This window comes from Bradyrhizobium sp. Leo78 (genome assembly GCF_059512425.1).
This window is the reverse complement of the sequence record NZ_JCAMOT010000037.1, coordinates 55,267-77,974: the sequence shown is the minus strand read 5'-3', so window position 1 is coordinate 77,974 and position 22,708 is coordinate 55,267. Positions and strand designations below refer to the sequence as shown.

Below are 22,708 nucleotides of genomic sequence, written 5' to 3'. Positions count from 1 at the left end.
TCTCTGGACCACATCATTGTCCTGGGCGAGGTGCATCTGCGCCGCATTCTGAAATCTTACGCCCATTACTATAATGGCACGCGCACTCACCTATCCTTGAACAAGGACGCGCCGATATCACGTTCCGCCGAGGCAGCAGGACGCATTCTGTGCCGTCCGATCCTGGGTGGACTGCATCACCGATATGCTCCCGTTTGATTTGCGGTAGGCACAGGGGGTATTAGAGCGAAACATGACCCCTGCCTTCCGTCCGTTTCCAAACGTGGAATGCATTTTGCCTTGACACGCCTACAATCATGTTAGTGTCTTTTGGACCGATCGAATCGTCCCTTATGCGGGTGTCATGACGAAAGCAGCTATGACGAAAGCAGCTAAGAGGAAAGCGGCTATGACGAAGGCCGCTGTAGAAGCCGTACAAGCGAAAGGTGAACGAACACGTCAAGCCATCCTAGACGCAGCTGAGGGTTTGTTTGGTGAAACCGACTATGACTCAATCTCGATGCGTGACGTGGCCCAAAAGTCAGGCGCTCTGCTTGGCGCAGTAAGCTATCACTTCAAGAACAAAAAGGCATTATTTGAGGCCGTGGTTGCGCGACGAGCTCACGAGCTGAATAACATCTTAAATGAGGAGCTGCGCCGTCGGAAAACAACAACACTGGAAGGCGCGATAGGGGCCTTTGTAATGCCGGTCCTTGCACGTAGCACACTTCCCGGATGGAGTAGCTATTTCCGGATTATGGCTCAGCTATATTATCAAGACCGCTGGTGGCCGATGCAGCGAGACCTTTTTCGATCCGCTGCTGATAACTTTCGCGTTGCATTCAAGCTCGCATTGCCGCACGCGACGGCATCATCAATCACGGAGATTTACAACTTCGTGGTAATGTTGACCCTTTCTACGTCGATTTTGAAGTCTTCTGAAGCGGAGGTGCGTCCGCGCTCCGACGACAGGTCAATCGTGACTTTTCTAAGTGGCGGAGCCCAAGCACTTGCAGCAATTTGACACCTATCAAGAGCTGTGATGCGACAGCGAACTATTCCTATGTTTGTTTGAGGCCCTTGCTGCCGTTTCGATTTAGCATGCCTGCGGAATGCGAGTGTTATGCAAGGTATTGAACTGCCAGCTGTCTCCTTCCCTGCGCCAGACAGTTGTTTGGTGATGGCAAACGAGGATTTCTCTCTCTGGCGTGGCCTTTAAGGCTGACCGCATCGCAGTGGTACTGATAACCACCGCCGTGTCATCACCATATACCCGTAGGCTCGCGGAAGTCTGATCGATGGCATGGATTTTCATGCGATTGAAAATCCCCAGAAACTCCGTCTTATTTTCCATTATTCCAGAACCGTGAACCACGATACAATCGTCGCTCATCAGCTCTGCAAGCCCTTCTATGTCACCCAGGACCAATAGGGCCAGGCGGCGCCGCTCTAGAGAAGCGACTACGCCTTGAATTGATGCCTCAGAAGTGTTTGAAGCCATGCTCCCCTTCCTTTTGCCTGAAGATCAAGTTTCCACCTTAGTGCAGGCCACATACCACCTGACGCGGCGACGTGCAGTCAGCTGGCTACTTGCGCTATCGTGGGACCGGCAGCCGGGAGGCGCCGCACATGGCGAAGCAAGATCGCCATCGAACAGACGCAGCCTAATCCTCCAAGAAAGATTACGCAGCTCAGCGCGTAGGCGAGCGACCAGTTCGCAGCGCCCAAAAAGACTGTCTCAGACAAGATCGCAACAAAGGTTGGACCCGTTGTTTGTGCGACGACAGCAACGAGTAAAATCTGAATCGCCGTGACCTTTCCCATAAGTTCTCGGGGTGTAATGCGACTTAAGATTGCTGCCAGTGCGGGGTTGGGACCTTGCCCAACTAAAAGAGCGCTGCAGAACGCAAGGAGGTAAAGACCGACGTTCGGCGCTAGTTGTGCAATAGAGCCTATGATCCAAAACGCGAATGTCAAACAGAGGCCTACTACAGTAACTCCGAGTAGACCTTTTTTAGCCTCGGCACGGTCCAAGACGTGGCCGGCTATAAGCAAGCCTATGGTCGAGCACACGAGCATGCTGAGACCGAGTATTTGGCCCACCTTTGCTGGAGGCAAATCGTAGCTTCGCCCTACCAAAGCTGGCAACCATGCCGCAACCGCGGCTAGGACCAGCATGAAGGTGACCTGCGCGCAAAAAATCGGCGCAAATAGCTTCCTGTGATTCAGGATAAACGCGCCGGCATCTCGATAAGAGGTATTGGCGGTCAGAGCGTCGTGACTGGTGTGCCGCTTCGGTTCCTGAATCGCGGCCGCCAGAAGTGCGACCGGAATGCCAGCCAGAGCGACGAGTAGCATCGTTAATTGCCATGGTTCTACTGAACCGACGAGAGGCAACCAGCTCAATCCCGACTTCTCGACGGAGGCAAGTAACAGTCCCCCGAGGAGAAAGGACGAAGACGTGCCGAGCATGGTTGATATATAATATGCGCTAAAAGCTCGTCCGCGTCTTGCAGGGGGTATTGTGTCGCGTATTAGCGAGAAGCTCCCTGGCTGAACGAGAGCCTCGGATGTTCCTAAGCCCGCACGCGCGAACGATAGTTGGACGAAATTGGCGCTAAATGCGCAAAGCGCGGTCATGCTAGACCAGATAACTGCAGCGCAGCCGAGTAAAAGTCTACGGCTATAGCGGTCGACTGCCCAACCGGCCGGGATGGCGGCGACAGTCGCTGAAATCGCGAAAGCCGCACCGATGACAAGGCTGACTTGCACGTCGCTGAGCCCCAACGTCGCCTTTATCGGCTTGATCAACAGACTGATAATCCCCCGATCAAGCGTCGCGAGTGCGCTCATAACTACCAAGACGCAGATGAGACGCCGTTGGACCTTAACGGTGGCGTAGCCCGGATCTCCATCCTTGAGGAATTCACGTTGAAGCAACTCACGCTGAGAGCGGTCGTCCATGTTCTTACGGTCCCACCACGGGGTTGTTGAGCTTGCCGATACCATCGATTTCAACGGATATCTGGTCGCCCGCCTTTAAGAATATCTGTGGCTTCCGTCCCACCCCGACTCCGCCCGGTGTCCCAGTGCTCAAGATATCTCCAGGCTGAAATCGAATAATTTGAGAGTAGGATGCGATGAGCTCCGGAATGTCCCAGATAAGCTCTGCAACCAAAGCGTCCTGCATTATTTCCCCGTTGAGGCGGGTCACGATACGAAGCTTGCGATAGTCGCCGATCTGATCCTTCGTCGTTACGTTCGGGCCTTGTGGGCAGAATGTTTCGAAGTTTTTAAGCATCATGTTACGGGCCGCGGCCACTCCGCTAGGCCAGTCCTTCGTACCGACGCCGATCGCATCACGCGCTGAGACATCGTTGATGATGGTGAACCCGGCGACATAATCCATTGCCGCAGCCTCTTTCACCATGTGGCAAGTTCGGCCGAAAACGACCGCCAGCTCACCTTCCCAGTCCACCTTCTCGGGCGCGAGCTGAGGAAGCCGGATTGCGGTCCCCGTCCCAATGATTGACGTGACGGCCTTGAGAAACCCCACCGGCGGATGCGTTGGCCTTTCAGGTTCGACAGTGGAGTTAAAATCGCGCAAGTGACTTTGATATCCGCGGCCGTGCGCGAAGAGGTTTACCGGGCGCGGGAGCGGCGCGCCGAGGTGGGTATCTGAAATGGCCGTTAGCGCTCCTTGGTCAACGAGCCCAGCGAGTAAAAACTCTGTCCCACTCTCAACCTGATTAAGTACGCGCTCAGCTAAAGCAAGGTGCCCAGCATTCATGTCGAGTATGCCAGCGACCGAGGTAGGTAGTTCGCCGGCCGACGGAATAAGGCTTGAGGATTTCGCAAAGTTCAGAACCAAGTGATTGACCAGACACCCAGCGGTGGCGTCCGGCCCCTCGCCTATCATCACGAGATGCATCTCCAGTTAGTCCTTATGTTGGCTAGATAATCCGATCTGTTAATGTGCCTTGCGCTTGCGCATTACATGGGCAGGCGCGCGGCACGCGAAGCAGAGTTTAAGCCTGCCGCCACATCGATCGCGATAAACGGCAGCAGTACTTGAGCCTCGGTCGATGAAATCGACCGAGGCTCATAGCCAATCGACGCCATCGGTTCATCCTTTGCGAGCGCTTGCGGTGGAGGGGCTTGGTGGAAGGCGTGAGGCTGGCCAACATCCACATTCGGAGCTGTGGCTCTGTACGAAATGCTCGTTTCCATAGTTCCACCTCCTCCCACGCCAGTCTCAGATGCCGGCTTTAATTAGAGCGAGAAGCTTTGACCTGAGGATTGGAGCGTGAGGCAAGCCTGCTTGCTTGCTCCCGAAAATCTCCAAAACGACCGAGTCTCGGCTCTGCGTGCGACAGCGATATTGCACGATCGTACAAACTCTGGCAAGAGGGTAGTGAGATTGTGAGAATGAGGCCGTTCCGATGATCGAGCGGCTCGTGTGTGGAGGGAATGGCTATGAGCGTTATCGGAATGAGCCGGGGGCCGGCGGGCAAAGTACCCAACAACGAGCCCAGTCATGAGACCCTTCTTGAAAGGGCGCGGGAGATCGCCGCCGCCGCTCGATCTCGCGCTGCCGATACTGAATCTGCCAGGATGGTTCCTCGCATCACTATTGAGGAAATGCGGCAGGCCGATCTACTTCGCCTTTTGACTCCTAAACGTTGGGGCGGCTTGAATCGCTCATTCTTGGACCTGTGCGATATCGTTTATGAGCTGGCTCAGGGCTGTGCCTCGACGGCTTGGGTCTACGCCGTACTTGGCGGGCACGCTGTCACCTTGGCGGATTTCCCGGAGGCAGCCCAACAGTCTGTCTGGGGGGAAGATCCAAGTTCGGTAGCGTCATCGGCGTTCATGCCAACAGGCCGAGCAGATCCAGCGCCCGGCGGATATCGTGTGACTGGACGCTTTCCATTCTCAAGCGGAGGTGATCACGCGCAGTGGGCGATTGTCGGTAGCATCGCACATGATGAAGATGCAGCGCCAGCGGCGCGACTGTTTCTTATCCCGCGGTCGGACCTGGGCACCGTGGACGACTGGTACACGATGGGCCTTCGCGGCACTGGAAGTCGTTCGCTAACGGCTCAAGATCTCTTCGTGCCTAGTTCGCGGGTCATTCAGATGATCCCGTTTACGAGGGGAGTTGCGCCGTTCTGCCTTCAGGCCGTCGTGGTGGGCGCCTCGATGGGCCTTGTCAAAAATGTCATCTCTCAGATCTCCGCAAAGCCCGGACGCCTTGGCGGGCCGCCACCCTCGGCTTCTGACCATGTGCAGATCGAGCTTGGTCAAGCTTGGGGAGATGTCACTTCGGCGTGGGAACTGCTCAGGTTGTTCGTCTGCCGCATTGAAGCTGTCGCTCCCAGGCATCAACTCACCTCGGACGATGTCGCGGCTACTGGACGCGCTATCGCCGCCGCAGTGTCCACGCTAGCAATCAACGGGCTGGAACGGGCCTATAGCCTGAGCGGCGGTCAGGGTGTTTATGATAGCGAGGTCTCGCGAGCGTATCGCGATGCCCGAGCTGGCTACCAGCACACTGCATTGAACCCGATGGGTGCAGCAAAGGAGGCCGGTCAGTTCCTTTTAGCTGAGTTCGTGAACGGCTCCCGTTCATCGCAGCTGTCAACGCAATGACATCTCAGGCTTGCTGCGGAGCTTTAGCGAAGCGATCGATCTTACCTAGCTAGCAAAGTAAGCGGTTGAGTTAGTCGCACAAGATAGACTGAGGCATTTCATTCCCTTGGTCACGCTTGCGCGCGCCTTCGCTTTCATGCGCTCCATCGAGCGTTCGTTTAGCTTCTAGAGGCCGATATAGGAAAGATGGCGACACACTTGCCGAAAGATTGTCGCCAAAAATGTGCAGTAAGGAGAACGCATGACAGAACGGTCAGTGGCAAACTTTTCGCCGTTAATTGTTGGCATCGGCGGCACATCCAAGGAAGGATCAAACACTGAAAAGGCCTTACGAACTGCCTTACAGGCTGCTGGCAATCGAGGAGCGAGAACGCGACTCTTTGGCGGCGCCGAGCTCTATCGCCTTCCGATCTTTCATCCCGGTGCGTCGCCGACGGCCATACAGCAGGAGTTTGTATCTATGGTGAGAGAGGCGGACGGCATCATCGTTGCAAGTCCCGCTTACCACGGCAGCGTATCCGGCATTATCAAGAACGCGTTGGATACGCTTGAGCTAACAGCGAAAGACGCTCACCCCTATTTCGCCGAGCGGCCTGTTGGCACCATTGTAACGGCATTCGGAGCGCAGGCCTGTGGTACTGCACTCGTTACTCTCCGTATGATCATTCACGCCCTTCGCGGGTGGCCGACGCCCTACGGCGCTGCGTTAATCGCCCATGGAGCTGTAGGTGCCGACACTGATGAAAACCCAAACCTCGCTGCGCTCGAGCTTGTGGCCCAGCAAGTAACACAATTTGCTATGAGGCCCTCACTTCAGGCAACGTAGTTGGGCGTTAGTGGTCGCTCCAACCGCACCCGCAATGTTTCCCAAGCAGCCTCAAGACGTTCTGATTCATAATCAGGTCGATTGAGGTGGGAGGAAGATCACTACAACGAATGTGATCAAAGGTGCGGCTATAACTCTCCCAGTCCAGCAGGAACGGCCAGTCGCTGCCCGGAAGTAACTGTTCCGGCCCAAAGGCCATGTGAGCGGCTACGAGCGCCGCCCGAGAACCCCAACCGACGGTGTCATAAAAGAATCGTCGCGCCGTGAGGCTTGGAAGCTCGACCAGTCCCTTTGATGGCAATTGTCCGTCGAGCCGCTCGAGTAACATCGGGAGCGGGCCGCCTAGATGCGGGATGATGAAACGGATATTAGGAAAGCGTTCGGGTATACGGTTCACGATCAAATGCAAAGCTACGACGGCGTCTTCCATTGAGGCGCCCACGCACACGGTAAGGCCAAAGTCGCCTAACAGCGGCGACAGCAGGGCATTTTGGCACGGATGAATGAATACCACTGCTCGCCGTCGATTAAGCTCATCGAAGAGTGGATCGAAACGAGGTTGGGCAATCGTCTCGTTAAGGCAGAATGTCTGGAGCGTGATGCCAACCGCACCAAGGCCGTCGAGCGCGCGCGCCGTCTCGGCAATCGCCTCATCGACATGTGGTAATGGTAGCGATGCCCAGAAGGAGAATCGGTCGGATCGCTGGGAACAAAACTTCGAGAACAGATCATTGGCAAGTCTTGCCGCCGCAGTAGCGGAGGCAGCGTCGCCAACGTAAGGAGCGGTAATCGCGGATAAAATTTGACGGCTCACTCCCGCCACATCCATCGCATGAAGCCGGCCTTCGAGGCTTTCCGGTCGGTATCGGATTGGTTCGACGTTAGAGCCGGGGCGAGCCGGCGGATACATACGCCCCCCTAATCCAAGCGCTCCGACAAAGTCAGCATAGGATTGAGGAAAGTAATGAGCATGTACGTCAATAGTCATCAGCTACCATGCAATCCGGCGCGGGTTAACTTGGCTATGAGGCAGCGTTCGCGAAACAGGCTCGGCTCGCGAATTTCAATCACATGGTGCCCTTGCCTCAAGTGCCGTCGACAAGCACAAAGGCAACTCTTGCCATACGATTTGTACGATTTTCCCAAGCGTGATTCGTGGCGCGTTGTATAAGGATATCCCCAGCGTTGAGAACCGTCTCCGCTTCCTCAAGTACGGCGGTAATGGCTCCAACCAGAACGATGGCGTAGTCGATGGTGCAAGTGAGATGCATGCCCGACTTCTCGTGGGTTTGATCATGACCCGCATCCGGGAAGAGGGCATTAAGCGACGCCGTTGCCTGTCGCCGCGCTTCTTCGGGATCTGCAGGTTGGGGCGGGAAATCGATGACCCGAAGCACTGTCCCGGCTTTTGGCGGCATAACTCCCGAATGATCAAGCGTGCTATCGGGAGCGGCCACCGGGGTAGGCCCACCGGCAGTGCGCCAAACGTTCGCACTCCTAAAACCTGGTCTGCCCTCGAGGGTACGAGTTGCGGGGGGCGCGCCGTCTTGCAAGAAGTACGAGCGCCCCGCCTCGTTAATTGCCGTTACCACACGACGCACGGGAGGGAGGTCACCTTTATTCATGTCGCATTTTCCTTCGGTTGAACCACAAAGACATTTGCTATGGTCTCACGTTCAGCTGCTATGGTCTCACGTTCAGCGAAGCTCGCGCTGGTTGGCTAGATCGCTCGCCCCGCGCGTTTCGGCGAGCCAGCCGCTACGCATCTCGATGATGGGCAAATCTGCTAGTGAATTGACGATATGATGCATCGTCGGAAGCTGCTCCCATGTAGAGCGCACAAAATTCAACGATGGCCTACCAGTGCGGAAAGACACCGTGCGAACGGGAGCCCCGGACGGCGAAATTACCATCTGCTCAACCTCAGCGCGGCCAGGATTGCCAAGTCGGGGGAGGTAACGATGATGAAGTGTGCCATCGATAGCCGCGACCGGCTTAGGAACCTCGCTTTCCACAAGGTCAGTAAGTCCTAGGCGTACAAAAGTATGGTCGTCCCAGCTGGCTGACCACTCATAGCGATTCTTGAAAATGCGGGGATCAGGAAGCTGACAATAGAGTTTAGCAAATCCCAGTTCCTCGCGACCACTGATGATAGGTTCTGGGCGGTTCTCCCACAATACCGAAAGAAACGGGCCTCGTGCGCGTTCCTTTTCACCACGATAAATAACCGGGAATTTCACGCCCAGCATTGAGTAGCATCGGCCTGCTAGCCATTCGAGTTCGCGAAGCTCGGATCGCTCCACGGTCACGAGCGGCTCTCCATCTAGAGTACACCCCGGAGGTAGAAGCCTCTGGATCGCGTGGCCGTCGCTCAAAAAAGTTACCCCGGCCACCGTTCGTGGCGATTCGGAATAGTCATAGAGCTCACCCGCCGGACCCTGCCGCGGACCGACTGCCGGGCCGAACCCAACCGGCATTCGGTGCCGCCCATTTCGTTCGATTTTTTCCAATAACGCCTCCATACAGCGCCTCTCCGTTTCTAATCTAGAAACTAGCGCAAGGCGCCGGCACGCGAAGCAGAGTTAAGTCTGCCTAACCGCATGCGAATATCCCTCGTTTACACCGGCTTATCGAAGCGCTGCATAAAAGTGACACGATCTATGGATTCGCTCGACTTCTGGATGCCGCCCTCGACCGGGGCAAGAATCTCAACTTTTATGTCGTCGGGATCGCGATAAACGACCGCCACACTTGAGCCCCGGTCGATGAAATCGACCGGCTCATAGCCAATCGACGCCATTCGGTTCATCGCCTTTACGAGCGCCTGCGGTGAACGGAACTTAATCCCACCACCGACAAGATCGATGCGCTCACCAACTCGCGGGACCTGCGCATCGGGCAGATTCTCCGCGGCGGAGCCAGCCAGACCAAGGGATAGGGGGCCAAAAAAGAACCTGTGATGCTCGTGATCCCAAGAGCTGGCGATACACGTTGGCTGCGGGCGCGATTGAAGCTGAGCGCCGGTCAGTGCCTGGTAGAAGGCGTGAGCCCGGCCAACATCGGATGTTATGAGCGCCCAGTGCCCCTTGTAGCGAGGCTTAGGCAAGCTTGCGATATCCATAATCTTTAGATGACGGGTCGGCGTGTGCTCAACCGGAATCACGATTGCTGTCTGTTCCATGGAATGCCTCCTAAAATCGACCAGAAGCCGCAAGCTTGTGATAAGTGTCGTGATGAAGAATGTCGTAGTCGGATACGCCGGCCTCCAGCATCTTTACGACCTTCTGAGGATCGTACTTCCAATGATCGATGCTGCCCGGCATGCGAATTCCATCTGCCGCACGCATATGGGTCTGCGTTTGCTCGGCGGTGTCATGCCCATCAATCGACAGCTCGATGAAGTTGCCCTCGGGGTCGCGGAAATAGAATTGCATTAAAACGGGGGAATGAAGGAGTTCGACTGGTTCGAACCCATGCTGGACAGCATGTCGGTACACATACATCAGTTCTGCAAGACTGTTGTAGCTCCAAGCGACATGCAGAAAACCCGTGCGGCGCTGCGAAAACTTTGGAAGGTCAGGCCGTTTGACGATCAGCACCAAATCTTGATTGTCGTCAGCGATTAAAGATGAAGGCAGTTCTTCGTCAATCTCAATCGCACTGCCATTCAAAAACAGCTTATAAAATCTAATCATCTCGCTGTAAGTTTCGGGCCGGCTATAAATGATATGATAGCCGAAGCCTGTAGGCCGATCGATCGGTTCTACCTCCATACCCGGAGGTGTGGCTCTGTCCGAAGTGCTCGTCGCCATAGTTCCATTTCCTCCCACGCTAGTCCCAAATGCCAGCGCTATAGTTAGAGCGAGACGCTTCGACCTGAGAATTGGAGCGTGAGGCAAGCCTGCTTGCCCACTCCCGAAAATCTCCAAAACGAGACCGTCTCGGCTTTGTGCAACACCAATATTGCACGATCGTACAAAAGGGTCAACTCGGCGTTCAACTTCGACCCCTTCGTGCGGCGGGGTTTGGCGGTAGTGCTCGTCTCGTCGGAGCTGGCCGGGATTGCGGAGACGAGACGAGCGCAGGTTGCGTGATCGTCGTCGCGACTCTTGAATCGCCAGCTATCGTTGCCAGTCTCGACGATGTCGCAGTGATGGGTTAGCCGGTCGAGAAGTGTCCGTGGTCATCTTGGCGTCGCCGAACACGCTGGGCCATTCGCCGAAGGCGAGATTGGTAGTGACGATGACGGAGGCCCGTTCGTAGAGTCGGCTGACGAGATGGAACAGAAGCTGGCCGCCGGATTGGGCAAAGGGCAAATATCTGAGCTCGTCGAGAACGATGAAGTCCATCCGGGTCAGATGCTCGGCAAGCCGGTCCCTGCCGTCCATTGCGGGTCTCGGTCTCGAGGCGGTTGACGAGATCGACCACGTTGTAGAAGCGACCACGGGCACCGGATTGGATGCAGCTCCTGGCGATTGCGATAGCCAGATGGGTCTTGCCGGTGCCGGTGCCCCAACACGGCGTTGCGCTGCTGGGCGATGAAGCCGCCGCTGGCGAGATCATTGACCAGCGTCCGGTTGATCGGCGTGCCGTCGAACTGGAAGTCATCGAGGTCCTTGGCAAGCGGCAGCTTGGCAATGGTGAGCTGATACTTGATCGACCGGGCCTGCTTCTCGTCGATATCGGCGTTGAGCAGGTCGCCGACAATGCGCTGAGGTTCGTGCTGGCGCTTGACCGCTGTCGCCATGATCTCGTCCAAGGCAGCCTTCATGCCGTAAAGCTTGAGCTCGCCCATGAGGGTCGAAGATCTGGGTTCGTTCCATCAGATGGTCTTCCGGAGGTTGTCGTAACGGGCACAATCGGCGATCGGCGCGTGGCGGAGCGTCAGTGCAGCCGGCGTCATGATGTTGGCCGGTGAGGCTGGTTCGCGTTGACGGGCCAGGATGTTGAGAACGACATCGGCTGGTCCGAGAACGCTTCTTCACGCCGCGGCTGCGGTTCAAAAACCTGGACGAGCTAAACGCCTGGCTACTCGATAAGTGTATTGCCTATGCCAAGACACATCGTCACCCGGAGCTGGCCGAGCAAACGATCTGGGAAGTCTTCGAAGCCGAGCGCCCCAAGCTCGTTCGACGGCTTCCATGCTGTGCCGGCGTCGGTCTCCAAGACCTGTCTGGTGCGCTTCGACAACAACAAGTCTCGGTCGCAGCCAGCGCCGTCGGGCGTTCGGTGGAGGTCCAGGCCTATGCCGATCGCATCGTGATCCGTCAGGACGGAAGGATCGTTGCGGAGCACCCTCGATCCTTCGGACGCGGTGAGACGACTTACGATCCTTGGCACTATGTGCCAGTGCTCGCTCGCAAACCCGGCGCCTTGCGTAATGGTGCTCCCTTCAAGGACTGGGTGCTGCCAGCCGCACTCGAGCGGATCCGGCGCAGGCTTGCCACCACCGATGATGGCAATCGGCAGATGGTCGACATTCTCAACGCGGTGCTGACTGACGGTTTGTCTGCGGTGGAAGCCGCCTGTGCCGAAGCGCTCGGTCACGGCGCCCATTCTGCCCGACCTGGTTCTCGACCTGGCCCTTCTCCCAGCCCGACGCCGGCGTGCAGGCAACCGGGTCGACCAGATAGTGGCTGGCTGCACATCTGCACGAAGCGGCGATTGTAGCGACGATCCTTGCCGACAAAGATGGTCTCGACCGCCGTCTTCATGTTGTCGTAGATGCCGCGGCTGCAGGTGCCCTTGAACAGAGCGAACGCCCGGTCGTCGGCGTCGAACACCATCTCCCGCGTCTCGCGCGGATAGGTGCGCACGAACAGCATTCGGCTGTGACAGAGGCGAACATGGGCGGCCTTCACCATCACCGTGGTGCCGCTCAGCAGAGCCACCTCGTGACTCCAGTCGAACTGGTAGGCTTCGCCGGGTGCAAAGCTCAGCGGGACGTAGGCCGCCGCGGTCGATTGTCCGCGTTCTTTGCTCCACCGCCTGGCGTAACGCCGCACCGCATCGTAGCCGCCCTCATAGCCGCGGCCGCGCAGCTCTTCGAAGATCCGGATCAACATCAGCTGTTCACGAGCCGGTTTGGTCGCGTTCACCGCCAGCAGCCTATCGAGCTCCGATGCCCACCGCCCAGCTTTGGTCGTGGCTGCACTTGCCGCTCGTAATCGAAGGAGGTCTCTCCGGACCTCAGCACCTTCCGGACCGTGTTCCGCGACACCTTCAGGTCGCGGGCGATCTCCTTGATCGTCTTGCCCTTGATGAAGTGCTCGCGCCATAGGCACGGCGCTGGACCTCCTCTACGTCGACCCCGGCGACCGGCCGGAGGTCGATGCGACGATGCGCGAGACCATCAACCATATCTTCCAGAACGAGGACGAGACCATGACCATCGCCTGCCAGCAATGGATGGCGACGACCGATCTGTTCTCGCTGAAGCCTGTCCTGCTGTCGGGTGATGGAGCCGCCGTCTGCGTGCGCCGCGCGCTTCAGAACCTCATCGCCCAGGAGAACTGTGGCCAGGTCGAAAACACGAAGAGCAGCAAGGCGGCGGTGCCGGCGTGATGGCGTCTCCGCGGACGCCTGAGGAGCGAGACTAGTCGAGTGGTCCCGGAGTGAAAGAACCATTCCGGGAGCGCCTGTCCGATCGTTGTGACGGCCGCCAAACTTCTTTTCGAGCGAAGCGGGCGCCGGTTCCTCTTGACGAAGACGCGTGAAGTCAAGGATCTAGAGATTCCGGTTTTGAAATCAGAGCCGGAATCGCTCCAGGCTGTGAGGTTCTCTGGCCGCTTCATCGACCGGGAGGCTAGGCGGTTGCCTTCTTCCCTTCGGCGGGAATATGATTCCGACCGTTCGAATCGGGAAGTTCGTCAGGTGACTAGAGCCAAGAAACCGGTGAGGAACGGCGCTAAGCCGGGATCAGTTCGTGCGGTTCCGGCGAAGAATCCGAGAAAGCTGCAGCGTGGCAAGGGGCGGCCACAAAAAGCTGCTCAGGCCGTCGGGCGCGACGCGCTCATCCACGCCACCATCGAGTTGCTCAAGACAACCTCCCATGAAAAGATCAACCGGCTGGAAATCGCACGCTTCGCTGGCGTGGATCCACGCCTGATCCGTTACTATTTTGGCGACGTAACGCAACTCTTCGCCGAGGTGACTGTCCAGATCGTGAGAAGCTTCCGCGAGCAGATCGACGACGAGATGGAGGGCATGTCTGCCGAAGATCGTTTGCGGCTCCGGATAAGCCGATCCGTGGAGCTGTTCTTGCTGTATCCGAACCACGCGGCTTTGGTGGCGGAAACCGTCGATATCGACGGCAATTCCGGAGCTCGCGAAGGATGGCATGACATCCTTCGACAGTCGCTCAAGCAACTGGACGAAATCCTTAGCGAGGGAAAAGACGACAGCCGCTTTCGCTCGGTCGAACACCGATATCTTCACCTTGTCATCGTCGGAGCCAGCCAGCTCTTCGCCAATTCGAACCGATTGCTGGATCTCATGTTCGGTCGTGACGCAACCCCGGCAATGCACAAGCAGAAGTTCATCGCGTTTCTCACCGACATTCTCCTGAACGGGTTGCGGGCCTGAACCGCCGCAAAAAATCCGTTTGAGGAGCGATCATTCGCGATGGGCAATGGGAGTGTCGCGCGACGCGTGGTCGTGCAGGGTCGGCAAGTCCCAAGTGGCGGGATGATCCTGATCATGCTGGCTGTGTGACCTTCAGTTGCTGCCTGAACGTCGATCGACTTCAGCGGCAGGTGATGAGCTGCGCGCCGCAAACACACGGCGCTGAGCAGCGCAATCCCGCCAAAAATCGCTCCGCCCGTCGCCATCGCGTGCCCCAGCGCGAGTTCGGTTCCCGCGAACAGCCTGACGGACAAGGCGCCGACGACCAGCGGCGCAAGGCCGGCGCCGATCAACGCCTGAAGCAGAAGATAGACCGAAAGGATCTTTCCAGTGCTTCGGCATGGTAACCTGGGAAACAATCGTCGAGGTGACAGCCAGATAGCTTGTGGATGTCAGGATGACACTTCCCTGGAGCAACCAATACACCGGCAAAGTCGGAGAGAATCCGCTCACGTCTTTCTTCGCACTCGCTACTCCGGACCGGCAAGCCGACGGTCGCGTTTCCCCACCGAGTTAGGTGAGCCTTTCACCCTTATGGCGAGTGGGGCACTGAGCGAAGCAAGTGCGGGATGATCGCACGAGTTTGCGTAAGGTTTCTTTCGCTCTTGACAAAGCATATTTCCCTTATAAAGGAATAATATTGACGAGCGATCGATGTTACCGCGAAGTCAAAAGCAACCAGACAAAACGGCCAATGAGGGGGGAATAAAAAATGAAACTGCAAACCGCGCTGACAGCAGCCGCCGCCACTATCGCATCGCTGATGGCAACCGAGCGCGTCCAGGCCTTTGAATCCTCATTGAACCAGACTTTCGCAGGTGCGTACATCGGCACCAGCGCAGCAATGCCACCGGCGGGCATTTATATGTTCGATCGCGTGAACACCTTGCAAGGAAATCTAGCCGGGCCGGTGACCAACATCATTGGCGATCGCACCGGCGCCCAATCCGTGGCTGCCGCAACGGGGGTCCTCTTTGTGCCCGGCTGGACGTTCCTTGGGGCAACATACGATGCTCTTGTCGTGCAAGCGTTTCAGGCACTGACTGTTGGTAGTCCAATAAACTCGCAGGCGTCAGGTATGTTCAACACATACATTGTTCCGGGTGAGCTAAGCTGGAAATGGGGGGACACCGGTTTTTATACAAAGGCCGGGTTAGGCATATTCATACCCAACGGTACGATAACCGGCGTGAATGGCACCGGCAATGTCGGCGCTCCATACTGGACATTCGTTCCGCAGCTAACGATGTCGTACTTCAAAGATGGCTGGAATCTGTCCACCACCGTCGTCGCCGAACTCAATACCGCCAATAGCATAACCGGCTATACCACCGGCACAATTTTGCATGCGGATTTCACTGCCACGAAGAAGATCGATCGATGGACGCTGGGGCCCGTCGCTTATTACATCGGGCAAGTTTCTGATGACGAAACGAGTGCGCACTACAACTTCGTGAATCAGAACTCGAATCGCTACAACAGGTTCGCAGTTGGCGGCCTGTTGGCTTACGACTTCGGACCTGCAACCCTGACCGGGTGGGCTGCCAAAGATATCGTTGCAAATGCATCCGGCCCTGGCCCGGTTAACGGCGTACCCAAGGGCTTCTTCGTCAACGCAAGTCTTAGCTACCGAATATGGGCGCCAGATCAAGACGCCAGTCAATCGCCTAAGCGAACGCTACTGTTCAAATAGATACTCTCGATTCCGGCAGCATAATGCCGCCCGTGAGACGGTCCGTAATCGACGGTGCCATTCCGTTGAACTGAACGAAAAACGGGCGCGCATTAGAGGACGAAGTTGTCCAAAACGCAGTAGCCGAGGTGCTGAGCGCAGTTTACGAGGTTGACTTTATCGAGTTCCCTACGGCTTTCGGTTGGGGGCGGAATCCTCATGTGTCGCTTGATGCTCTGCATACGACGATCATGAGCCAACACGCGAACTGGGTGCTCGATTCCGACACAGCTTCTTCGACTCGGTCGACCACGAGTGGTTGTGGCGGATGCTGGCGCACAGGGTCTCCGATCCTCGCATCTTGCAGATCATCGGGCTGTGCTGCGAGCCGGCGTTCTTGAGAGCGGCGAAAAGCAAGAGACGGACAGGGGCATACAGCAAGGGGCGGGCACCAGTCTGCTCCTTGCCAACATCTCCCTGCACTACATCCTCGATCTTTGGACCCAGAGATAGTGTCGTCGCCGCGCACGCGAGCGTCTCGTGATCGTACGCTACGCGGATGACTTCATCATGGGCTTTGAGAACAAGGCGGATGCGCCGGTAATGCTCTTGGCTCCCAAGGCTTTGCATGACCGACTTCGGCACGATGCTCCATGAGGACAAGACGCGGCTGATCGAGTTGGGCCAGTTCGCGGCTCGCGTCAGCGGCGGGTCTAGCGGCGGCCCGAGACGTTCGCCTTCCTCGGCTTTGCCCGCTACTCGGGCGGACCCGAGACCGCCGGTTCATCGTGAGGCACAAGAGGAAGGGAAACGCCTGACGGGCAAGCAGACGGCGTGGCGCCAGCAGGCCCGGCGGCTCATGCACCTGCCACTGGCCACGCAGCGCGAGTGGTTTGTCACCGACAGCCGGCCTTCCCGGCTCGCTAGAGTTCGCAGAACCCCGAATAGAGATGTCCGGTTCGGCGCGTTCCTGGTGCCCGCCAATGCCAAGGGGCATCGATATCCGTGGCTACGAGACCCAGGGCGGCAGCCGCGCCGCCGATATCAAGCTCGCCAATGTCGAGGTCGGTGCCGATGCGGTGATCGGCAATGCCGAGGACGGTCTGCTCATCGTCAACCAGGTGGTCGACGACGCTCGCATCCGGCTATGCGCCGAAGCAGTCGGCGCGATGGAGGAGGCTGTCAGGATCTCCGTCGAATATATCAAGGAGCGCAAGCAGTTCGGGGTCGCTATCGGTTCGTTCCAGGCGCTGCAGCATCGCGTCGCCGACATGTTCACCGCGCTGGAGTGCGCGCGCAGCATGTCTTACCTGGCCTCGATGGGGTCGAGCTTCACCGATCTCGACGAGCGCGCCAAGACGGTCGCGGCGGCGAAGGTGCAGATCGGCCGCTCCGCGCGCTTCGTAGGCCAGAGCGGTGTTCATCTGCATGGTGGCATTGGGGTTACGATGGAATATCGCATCGGCCACTTCAAGCGGCTGACTATGATCGATCACCAGTTCGGTGACACGGATTTCCATCTGGCCCGCATCGCCGCAACGGGCGGCATCACCCGTGATTAATGCGGCGTGGTCCGTTGTTCGAAGAGGCGGGGACCCCATCCATCCGTGAGCCCGACGCCCTCATTTCTAGACGGAAACCGTGATAGATCGCCAGCGCCGGCATAACGGCGCTCGCTGGTGACAGTAGCGGATCCGTTGAGCGTAAGTCTAACAAGCATCCTGCCATTGGTCGACGATTATCACATGAGCTTGCCACGGATTGAACTAGCGAACTTTGTCCAGCCTGATGATAAAAGCTCAATTCTGCGCGCCCCTCTTGATTGCCATCCCTCTCAGGTGAGAAACAGGCCTGTCAGCTTCACGCGCGAAATCGATGACGATCCCAAGCGCTGGCATTTCATCAGGCATTCGCCTTCACCGCAGCATCGGCTGGCGATTGCCGATGGCAGCGGAACGCCCGGCGGTCTGCCGATCACAATGCGACCGTGGCCGGTGCCGCTCGTGTGAAGAGCTTGCTCGACGCTTGATCAGATATTGGTCTTCTCGGCGCCCGCGCCACGGCTGGGTCGGATGATGCCGTCGCGGATCAAATCACCGCAAATCTCCTTCAAGAGCGCCATGGTCTCGCGCGTGGCCCGGCTGACGGGACGTCCACGCGGCAAGGCCAGGATGCGGTTTGCATGCATCCAAGACAGCGGAACGGCCGAAAGCGCGCCGGCCTCGACCTCCCTATAGATTCCGGAATAGGGCATCAGCGCATAGCCGAGTCCCGAGGCCACCATGCGCTTCATGGAGATCGAGCTGTCGACGCGCAATCGGCTCGCGACCTCCGGCGGGAATGGCGAGCGGCTCAGCGGCAGCACGGCGCGTGGCAGGGTCTTGAATTCGGCGCGCGTGAGTTTGCCGCGCTTGAGCAGGGGATCGCGCGGCGGACCGATCAGGTAGGTCTGCTCGATGACAAGCGTGTCGTAATCGAGGTAATCGTTCGGCATCGGCGAGGTGAGGATGGCGAGATCGAGCTGGCCGCGCAGCAGCCGATCGCTGGCCAATTCCGTCAGTCCCTCGCTGAGCTCCAGGCTCACGCGCGGAAGGCGTTCGACGACCAGTTGGGCGAGCGGCGGATAGAACACCTCGCCGAGAGAAGGCGGCGCTCCGAGCCGCACGGTGCCGCTCGGCTCGCGGTTCTCGGTGCGCACCTCGGCCTTGATGTCGTCGACTAGGCCGAGCAGCCAGCGTCCGCGCTCGAGCAGCACCTTGCCGGACTCCGTCACCGCGACGCCGCGCGCGGTGCGCGTCAAGAGCGCGCCGCCGAGCTCGTATTCCAGCTCCTTGATGTGCCGGCTGAGCGCGGATTGCGCGACGTTAACACTGCTTGCCGCTGCGCCAAAGCCGCCGCGCTCGGCCACGGCGATGAAGTAGCGGAGCTGGCGCAGGTCCATTGACGGCCTCCATCTCGAAACGAGATCGGAAGCATATCAAACATATTCTTGTGAGATGTCAAAAACGGCGCATCCTGCCGCCAACAAGACCAACGGGGAAGGAAACGCCCATGGGCACGTCTTCTGAGACGCCGCGCCGCACGTCCGTCATGATCGTCGGCGGCGGGCCGGTCGGGCTCGCGATGGGGCTTCTGCTCGATCGCTTCGGCATCGACGCCGTCATTGTCGAGAAGAGCCCCACCACCACCGATCATCCGAAATCGCGCGGCTGCTGGGTGCGCACCATGGAGATTTTCCGCCAATGGGGCGTCGAGCAGGCGATCCGCGACCGCGGCCTGCAGGATTCGACGGACATGTTCGTGCAGGTCGAAAGCATCGCCGGCCGCGAGATCAGCCGCTCGCGTCCCGAGCCCAATCTCGGCCAGACGCCGGCCTGGAAATCGCTGGTCGCGCAGGACGCGGTGGAGGAGGAGATCTACAAGGTCGTGGCCCGCTCCAAGCTGGTGGAGGTGCATTTCTCGACCGAGTTCATGGGCTTCGAGGAGGCCGAGGACGGCGTCGTCTGCGAGACCCGCTCGGTGGAAACCGGTCGCAGCGAGTTCTGGAACGCCGAATATCTCCTGGCCTGCGACGGCGCCGGCAGCCAGACCCGCCGCCGCGCCGGCATCGACATGGTGGGACCGGCGACGCTTGCGGTGATGCTCAACGAATATTGGCGCGCCGATCTGTCGCGCTTTCCGATCACGCGCGAGGCGGCCGGCTACCAGGTCTATAGCGATAAGCCGGGCATGCCGCGGCGAGCCGGCATTCTCAACACCAACGGCCGCGACCGCTGGCTGTCGGTGATCCAGATCGGCGAGGAGAAGGACGAGCGGCTGCGGCCGTGGACCGATGCCGAGACGGTCGAGATCATCCGCACCCATGTCGGCGTGCCCGATCTCGACGTCACGCTGCTCAACCGCTCGATCTGGCGCATGAGCAAGCAGGTCGCGTCGCAGTTCAAGAAAAACCGCGTCTTCGTGGTCGGTGATGCCGCACATCGCTTCCCGCCGACCGGCGGCTTCGGCTTGAACTCCGGCGTGCAGGATGCGCACAACCTCGCCTGGAAGCTCGCTTACGTGCTGCGCGGGATCGCCTCCGAGAAGCTGCTCGACACCTACGACGTCGAGCGCCGCCCGGTGGCGCAATCCAACGCCGACTTCTCCTACGGCAACCTGATCCGCTTCCGCCGGCTCGACGATGCGGTGCGCTCGGGCAATGAGGACCGCATCCGCTTCTGGGTCAATGATCTCGACAATCACCTGCACTCGATCGGACAGGCGCTCGGCTTTTCCTATGAGGAGGGCGCGGTCATCCCCGACGGCACGCCGCGCGGCGGGCATCTGACGCGCTACTATTTCCCGTCCGATCGGCCGGGCGGGCGCTTCCCGCATCTGTGGCTCGACATGGCGCGGAAACACTCCGCGCTCGACTGGTTCGACAAGGAGTTCACGGTGGTCGCCGGCCCGCTCGGCGGCGCCTGGCTGGAGGCGGGCCGCGCCGTGTCGGAGAAGACAGGCATTCGGCTGAACCTGCAGCAGCTGCCGAATGCGCATTCCTCCGACGGGATCCAGATGGGTCCGCGCGGCGCCGGGCTGGTGCGGCCTGACGGCCATGTCGCCTGGCGCATCCCCTACATCCCCGAAAATCCCGCCCGCGAGCTCGCCGCCGCGCTGCAGACCGTGTTGCACTAGCCATGGAGCGCATAGAAGCCAACGGCATCTCGATCAGCTTCAAGCGCTCGGGCGAAGGCCCGCCGCTGGTGCTGCTGCACGGTGCGGAAGCCGATCATGCCATGTTCGATGCGTTTGCTGCGCACCTTGCGCCGCATTTCACCGTCATCGCCTACGACCAGCGCGATTCCGGCGGCACGCGCAATCCGGCCACGCCCTATGGTCTGGGCGAGCTCGCCGACGATCTCGCCGCATTGATCGCCGGCCTCGGCCTGTCGCGCGCCCATGTGTTCGGCACCTCGTTCGGCGGCGCCATTGCGCAAGTTGCGGCGGTCCGCCACCCCGCGCGCATCGACCGCCTGGTGCTCGCCTCGACGTTTCGGGTCGGCGTATCGGTGGCGTCGATCAACCCGGAAGGTTTTCCCCGGTTTGCCGAGCTGCGGGCGAAGCTGCCGGCGTCGCTGTCGGCCTTCGCCGAATATTTCTTCCCGCCCAGCTACATCGCAACCTACCCGCAGGTACTCGGCATTTTCAGCGGCAACAAGCGCGATGCCGGCCAGCGCGAGCGCCGCGGCGCGGTGCTGGCGCAACCGATCGCGATATCGCTCGCCGACATCACAGCGCCGGCCCTGGTGCTGGCCGGACGCGACGATCGCCTGATCCCGCCGGCGCACACGCTGTCGCTGGCGCGCGAGATTGCGGGAGCACGTACGGCGGTGATCGACTGCGTCGGCCATGTCGGCACGATCCAGGATCCGGCCGCGGTCGCGGCGCTGGTGATCGCCTTTCTACACGGCAAAAAAACAGAACATATCGCGGAGGAGAACGACCATGGCGGAATTCGGGGAGGATCTGGTCACAGCCTATGACCGGGCGCGGCTCGATGCGCGTTACTGGATCAGCATCGCACTCGGCATCTCTACCAGCGTGTTCGACTATTTCGACTATTTCGTCGTCGGCTTCCTGGTCGCGGTGCTGGCGCCGCAATGGCAGTTGAGCTTCGGGCAGACCTCGCTGATCCTGCTCGCCGCAGGCGTCGGCGCCATCCTAGGATCGCTGGCCTGGGGCGCGCTCGCCGACCGCTTCGGGCGCAAGGCGCTGCTGGTGGCCGGCGTCACCCTGTGCGCGCTGAGTGCGGGCTCGGTCTCTTTCATCCCCGATGGCGCCTGGGTCGTCTTCGCCGTGCTCCGCTTCTTCGTCGGTTTCGGCGTCGGTGCCGCCGCCTCCGTCGCGGTGCCCCTGATTGTCGAATATACACCGACCCGGCATCGCACGGTGATCACCAGCGCCACCGTGATTCCGGTCTCGCTCGGCATCCTCGCAGCCTCGCTCTCGGCCGCGACACTGCTGCACCAGATCGGGTGGCGCGGACTGGCCGCGCTGGGTTTCCTGCCGCTCGTGCCGGCGCTCCTGATCGCGCTGATCATGCCGGAATCCGTGCGCTGGCTGGTGTCGCGCGGCCGCGATGCGGACGCACGCCGCATCGTCGCGCGCGCTTTGCGCGTAGCGCCCGAGGCGCTGCCGCCGCCGGCGGTCGAAAGCGTCAGCCGCCCGCAGGGCGCGGGCTTCTCCGAGTTGCTCGCGGAGCCCCGGCGATTCTGGCTGACGGTGATCGTCTGGTTCGGCGCCAGCACCGCCAATTACGGCGTGTTCCTGTGGGGGCCGACCATCGTTGCGCTGTTGACGGGCGTGTCGCCGATCGAGGCCGCTCATTTGTTCGTGATCGTGTCGCTCACCGGCATGGTCGGGCGGGCCATCTTCTCGGTGCTGCCGCAATGGATCGGGCGGCGGCGTTGCGGCGCGATCATGGGCTACGGCATTGCGGTGTCGCTCGGCGCTGCGGGCGTATTTTTCGATCGCACCCTGATCGGTTATCCCGTCTTCGTCGTGCTGCTGATCCCGGCTGCGTTGTTCTTCGACGGCGGCTTCTCCAACATCGCGCCCTACTCCGCCGAGATCTTCCCGGTTCGCCTGAGCGCGCGCGGCGTCGGCCTCGCGCAGGCGGCCAACGGCGTCGGCAAGATCGCAGGTCCGTTGTGTCTGGCACTTATCGCGGGCACCTCGAACCTGATCACGCCGAAGGCCACCATCGACGCGGTGACGCCGGCGTTCCTGTTTCTGGCCGCCTGCGGTCTTGCGATCGGGCTTGCCTTCACGCTGCTCGGCATCGAAACCCATGGCCGGCCGTTGGCTTTGGATGCGCCGCAAGGCGGTGAGACCGCGGGAACCGTGGTCGTTAGCCTTGGCGGCGAGCCGGAGGGCGTTGCGGCGCGGCCGACGCCGACTTAGCTTTCGCTTGAGGC

At 59.5% G+C, this 22,708-nt stretch carries 23 protein-coding genes and 4 pseudogenes; 14 read left to right on the top strand and 13 right to left on the bottom strand.

The genetic code is table 11. The features are described 5' to 3' along the window. The coding region (locus AC5ZG1_RS33855) for a hypothetical protein (RefSeq protein WP_496135426.1) at positions 1-198 on the top strand (198 nt) is incomplete at its 5' end. A 190-nt stretch (positions 199-388) separates the two neighbouring features. Continuing rightward, positions 389-1,003: a TetR/AcrR family transcriptional regulator gene (locus tag AC5ZG1_RS33850; protein WP_496135425.1), complete on the top strand. Its 615-nt coding sequence runs from the start codon at positions 389-391 to the stop codon at positions 1,001-1,003. 72 nt (positions 1,004-1,075) lie between these two features. On the opposite strand, the gene AC5ZG1_RS33845 is transcribed toward AC5ZG1_RS33850, so the two are convergent. From AC5ZG1_RS33845 to AC5ZG1_RS33830, 4 genes are all read right to left on the bottom strand, one after another. Continuing rightward, the gene (locus AC5ZG1_RS33845) at positions 1,076-1,480 is read right to left on the bottom strand and encodes a nuclear transport factor 2 family protein (protein ID WP_496135424.1); all 405 of its coding nucleotides are present in this window, start codon (positions 1,478-1,480) and stop codon (positions 1,076-1,078) included. 77 nt (positions 1,481-1,557) lie between these two features. Continuing rightward, a complete protein-coding gene (locus tag AC5ZG1_RS33840; protein ID WP_496135423.1) occupies positions 1,558-2,943 on the bottom strand; it encodes an MFS transporter in 1,386 nt (461 codons plus the stop codon). A gap of 4 nt (positions 2,944-2,947) precedes the next feature. Then, positions 2,948-3,910: a fumarylacetoacetate hydrolase family protein gene (locus AC5ZG1_RS33835; RefSeq protein ID WP_496135422.1), complete on the bottom strand. Its 963-nt coding sequence runs from the start codon at positions 3,908-3,910 to the stop codon at positions 2,948-2,950. Between the two features lie 62 nt (positions 3,911-3,972). Next, on the bottom strand, positions 3,973-4,101 hold the full coding sequence (locus tag AC5ZG1_RS33830; protein ID WP_496135421.1) for a hypothetical protein: 129 nt from the start codon (positions 4,099-4,101) through the stop codon (positions 3,973-3,975). 354 nt (positions 4,102-4,455) lie between these two features. Here AC5ZG1_RS33830 and AC5ZG1_RS33825 point away from each other — a divergent pair, with 354 nt between their 5' ends. Then, complete coding sequence (locus AC5ZG1_RS33825; RefSeq protein ID WP_496135420.1) at positions 4,456-5,631, top strand: acyl-CoA dehydrogenase family protein; 1,176 nt, start codon at positions 4,456-4,458, stop codon at positions 5,629-5,631. A gap of 241 nt (positions 5,632-5,872) precedes the next feature. Next, complete coding sequence (locus tag AC5ZG1_RS33820; protein ID WP_496135419.1) at positions 5,873-6,457, top strand: NADPH-dependent FMN reductase; 585 nt, start codon at positions 5,873-5,875, stop codon at positions 6,455-6,457. 7 nt (positions 6,458-6,464) lie between these two features. Here AC5ZG1_RS33820 and AC5ZG1_RS33815 read toward each other — a convergent pair whose 3' ends face one another. The 6 genes and pseudogenes from AC5ZG1_RS33815 to istB all read right to left on the bottom strand — a co-directional run. Continuing rightward, a complete protein-coding gene (locus AC5ZG1_RS33815; protein WP_496135418.1) occupies positions 6,465-7,445 on the bottom strand; it encodes an amidohydrolase family protein in 981 nt (326 codons plus the stop codon). A 97-nt stretch (positions 7,446-7,542) separates the two neighbouring features. Then, positions 7,543-8,082, bottom strand: a complete 540-nt coding sequence (locus AC5ZG1_RS33810; protein ID WP_496135417.1) for a cupin domain-containing protein — start codon at positions 8,080-8,082, stop codon at positions 7,543-7,545. 72 nt (positions 8,083-8,154) lie between these two features. Further along, complete coding sequence (locus AC5ZG1_RS33805; RefSeq protein WP_496135416.1) at positions 8,155-8,979, bottom strand: acetoacetate decarboxylase family protein; 825 nt, start codon at positions 8,977-8,979, stop codon at positions 8,155-8,157. Positions 8,980-9,074: 95 nt separating this feature from the next. Further along, a complete protein-coding gene (locus AC5ZG1_RS33800; RefSeq protein WP_496135415.1) occupies positions 9,075-9,638 on the bottom strand; it encodes a VOC family protein in 564 nt (187 codons plus the stop codon). 10 nt (positions 9,639-9,648) lie between these two features. After that, positions 9,649-10,269, bottom strand: a complete 621-nt coding sequence (locus AC5ZG1_RS33795) for a VOC family protein (RefSeq protein WP_496135414.1) — start codon at positions 10,267-10,269, stop codon at positions 9,649-9,651. A 290-nt stretch (positions 10,270-10,559) separates the two neighbouring features. After that, positions 10,560-11,280: pseudogene (gene istB, locus AC5ZG1_RS33790) on the bottom strand (IS21-like element helper ATPase IstB); the annotation flags it as partial. 139 nt (positions 11,281-11,419) lie between these two features. Between istB and AC5ZG1_RS33785 the strand changes: the two are divergent. Beyond that, positions 11,420-12,019, top strand: a pseudogene (locus AC5ZG1_RS33785) (Mu transposase domain-containing protein); the annotation flags it as partial. Here AC5ZG1_RS33785 and istA read toward each other — a convergent pair. Next, a pseudogene (gene istA / locus AC5ZG1_RS33780) lies at positions 12,003-12,719 on the bottom strand (IS21 family transposase); the annotation flags it as partial. The pseudogenes AC5ZG1_RS33785 and istA sit on opposite strands and share 17 nt — an antisense overlap. Positions 12,720-12,733: 14 nt before the next feature. Between istA and AC5ZG1_RS33775 the strand changes: the two are divergent. The 4 genes from AC5ZG1_RS33775 (at position 12,734) to AC5ZG1_RS33760 (ending at position 15,773) form a co-directional block, all read left to right on the top strand. Next, positions 12,734-13,021: a hypothetical protein gene (locus tag AC5ZG1_RS33775; RefSeq protein ID WP_496135429.1), complete on the top strand. Its 288-nt coding sequence runs from the start codon at positions 12,734-12,736 to the stop codon at positions 13,019-13,021. Between the two features lie 135 nt (positions 13,022-13,156). Further along, complete coding sequence (locus AC5ZG1_RS33770; protein WP_496135413.1) at positions 13,157-14,041, top strand: TetR/AcrR family transcriptional regulator; 885 nt, start codon at positions 13,157-13,159, stop codon at positions 14,039-14,041. A gap of 125 nt (positions 14,042-14,166) precedes the next feature. Continuing rightward, on the top strand, positions 14,167-14,427 hold the full coding sequence (locus tag AC5ZG1_RS33765; protein WP_496135412.1) for a hypothetical protein: 261 nt from the start codon (positions 14,167-14,169) through the stop codon (positions 14,425-14,427). Positions 14,428-14,792: 365 nt separating this feature from the next. Then, entirely contained in the window at positions 14,793-15,773 is a 981-nt protein-coding gene (locus tag AC5ZG1_RS33760) for a SphA family protein (RefSeq protein ID WP_496135411.1), read from the top strand. Positions 15,774-16,001: 228 nt separating this feature from the next. Here the strand turns inward: AC5ZG1_RS33760 and AC5ZG1_RS33755 are convergent, their stop codons facing one another. Continuing rightward, positions 16,002-16,397, bottom strand: a complete 396-nt coding sequence (locus tag AC5ZG1_RS33755) for a hypothetical protein (RefSeq protein ID WP_496135410.1) — start codon at positions 16,395-16,397, stop codon at positions 16,002-16,004. A 316-nt stretch (positions 16,398-16,713) separates the two neighbouring features. On the opposite strand from AC5ZG1_RS33755, the pseudogene AC5ZG1_RS33750 reads away from it, so the two are divergent. Beyond that, positions 16,714-17,314 (top strand): annotated as a pseudogene (locus tag AC5ZG1_RS33750) (acyl-CoA dehydrogenase family protein); the annotation flags it as partial. Positions 17,315-17,479: 165 nt separating this feature from the next. Continuing rightward, positions 17,480-17,761, top strand: coding sequence for a hypothetical protein (locus AC5ZG1_RS33745; RefSeq protein WP_496135409.1), 282 nt, complete (start codon positions 17,480-17,482; stop codon positions 17,759-17,761). 20 nt (positions 17,762-17,781) lie between these two features. Here the strand turns inward: AC5ZG1_RS33745 and AC5ZG1_RS33740 are convergent, their stop codons facing one another. Then, positions 17,782-18,693 carry a LysR family transcriptional regulator gene (locus AC5ZG1_RS33740; RefSeq protein ID WP_496135408.1) on the bottom strand — a complete coding sequence of 304 codons (912 nt, stop codon included), beginning with the start codon at positions 18,691-18,693 and terminating at the stop codon, positions 17,782-17,784. Between the two features lie 110 nt (positions 18,694-18,803). On the opposite strand from AC5ZG1_RS33740, the gene AC5ZG1_RS33735 reads away from it, so the two are divergent. From AC5ZG1_RS33735 to AC5ZG1_RS33725, 3 genes are read left to right on the top strand one after another with little or no spacing between them, the layout of a single operon-like run. Continuing rightward, positions 18,804-20,426, top strand: coding sequence for an FAD-dependent monooxygenase (locus AC5ZG1_RS33735; RefSeq protein ID WP_496135407.1), 1,623 nt, complete (start codon positions 18,804-18,806; stop codon positions 20,424-20,426). A gap of 2 nt (positions 20,427-20,428) precedes the next feature. Further along, the gene (locus AC5ZG1_RS33730) at positions 20,429-21,274 is read left to right on the top strand and encodes an alpha/beta fold hydrolase (protein WP_496135406.1); all 846 of its coding nucleotides are present in this window, start codon (positions 20,429-20,431) and stop codon (positions 21,272-21,274) included. Beyond that, complete coding sequence (locus tag AC5ZG1_RS33725) at positions 21,237-22,694, top strand: MFS transporter (protein ID WP_496135405.1); 1,458 nt, start codon at positions 21,237-21,239, stop codon at positions 22,692-22,694. Before AC5ZG1_RS33730 ends, AC5ZG1_RS33725 begins: the two co-directional genes overlap by 38 nt. The last annotated feature ends 14 nt before the right edge of the window (positions 22,695-22,708 follow it).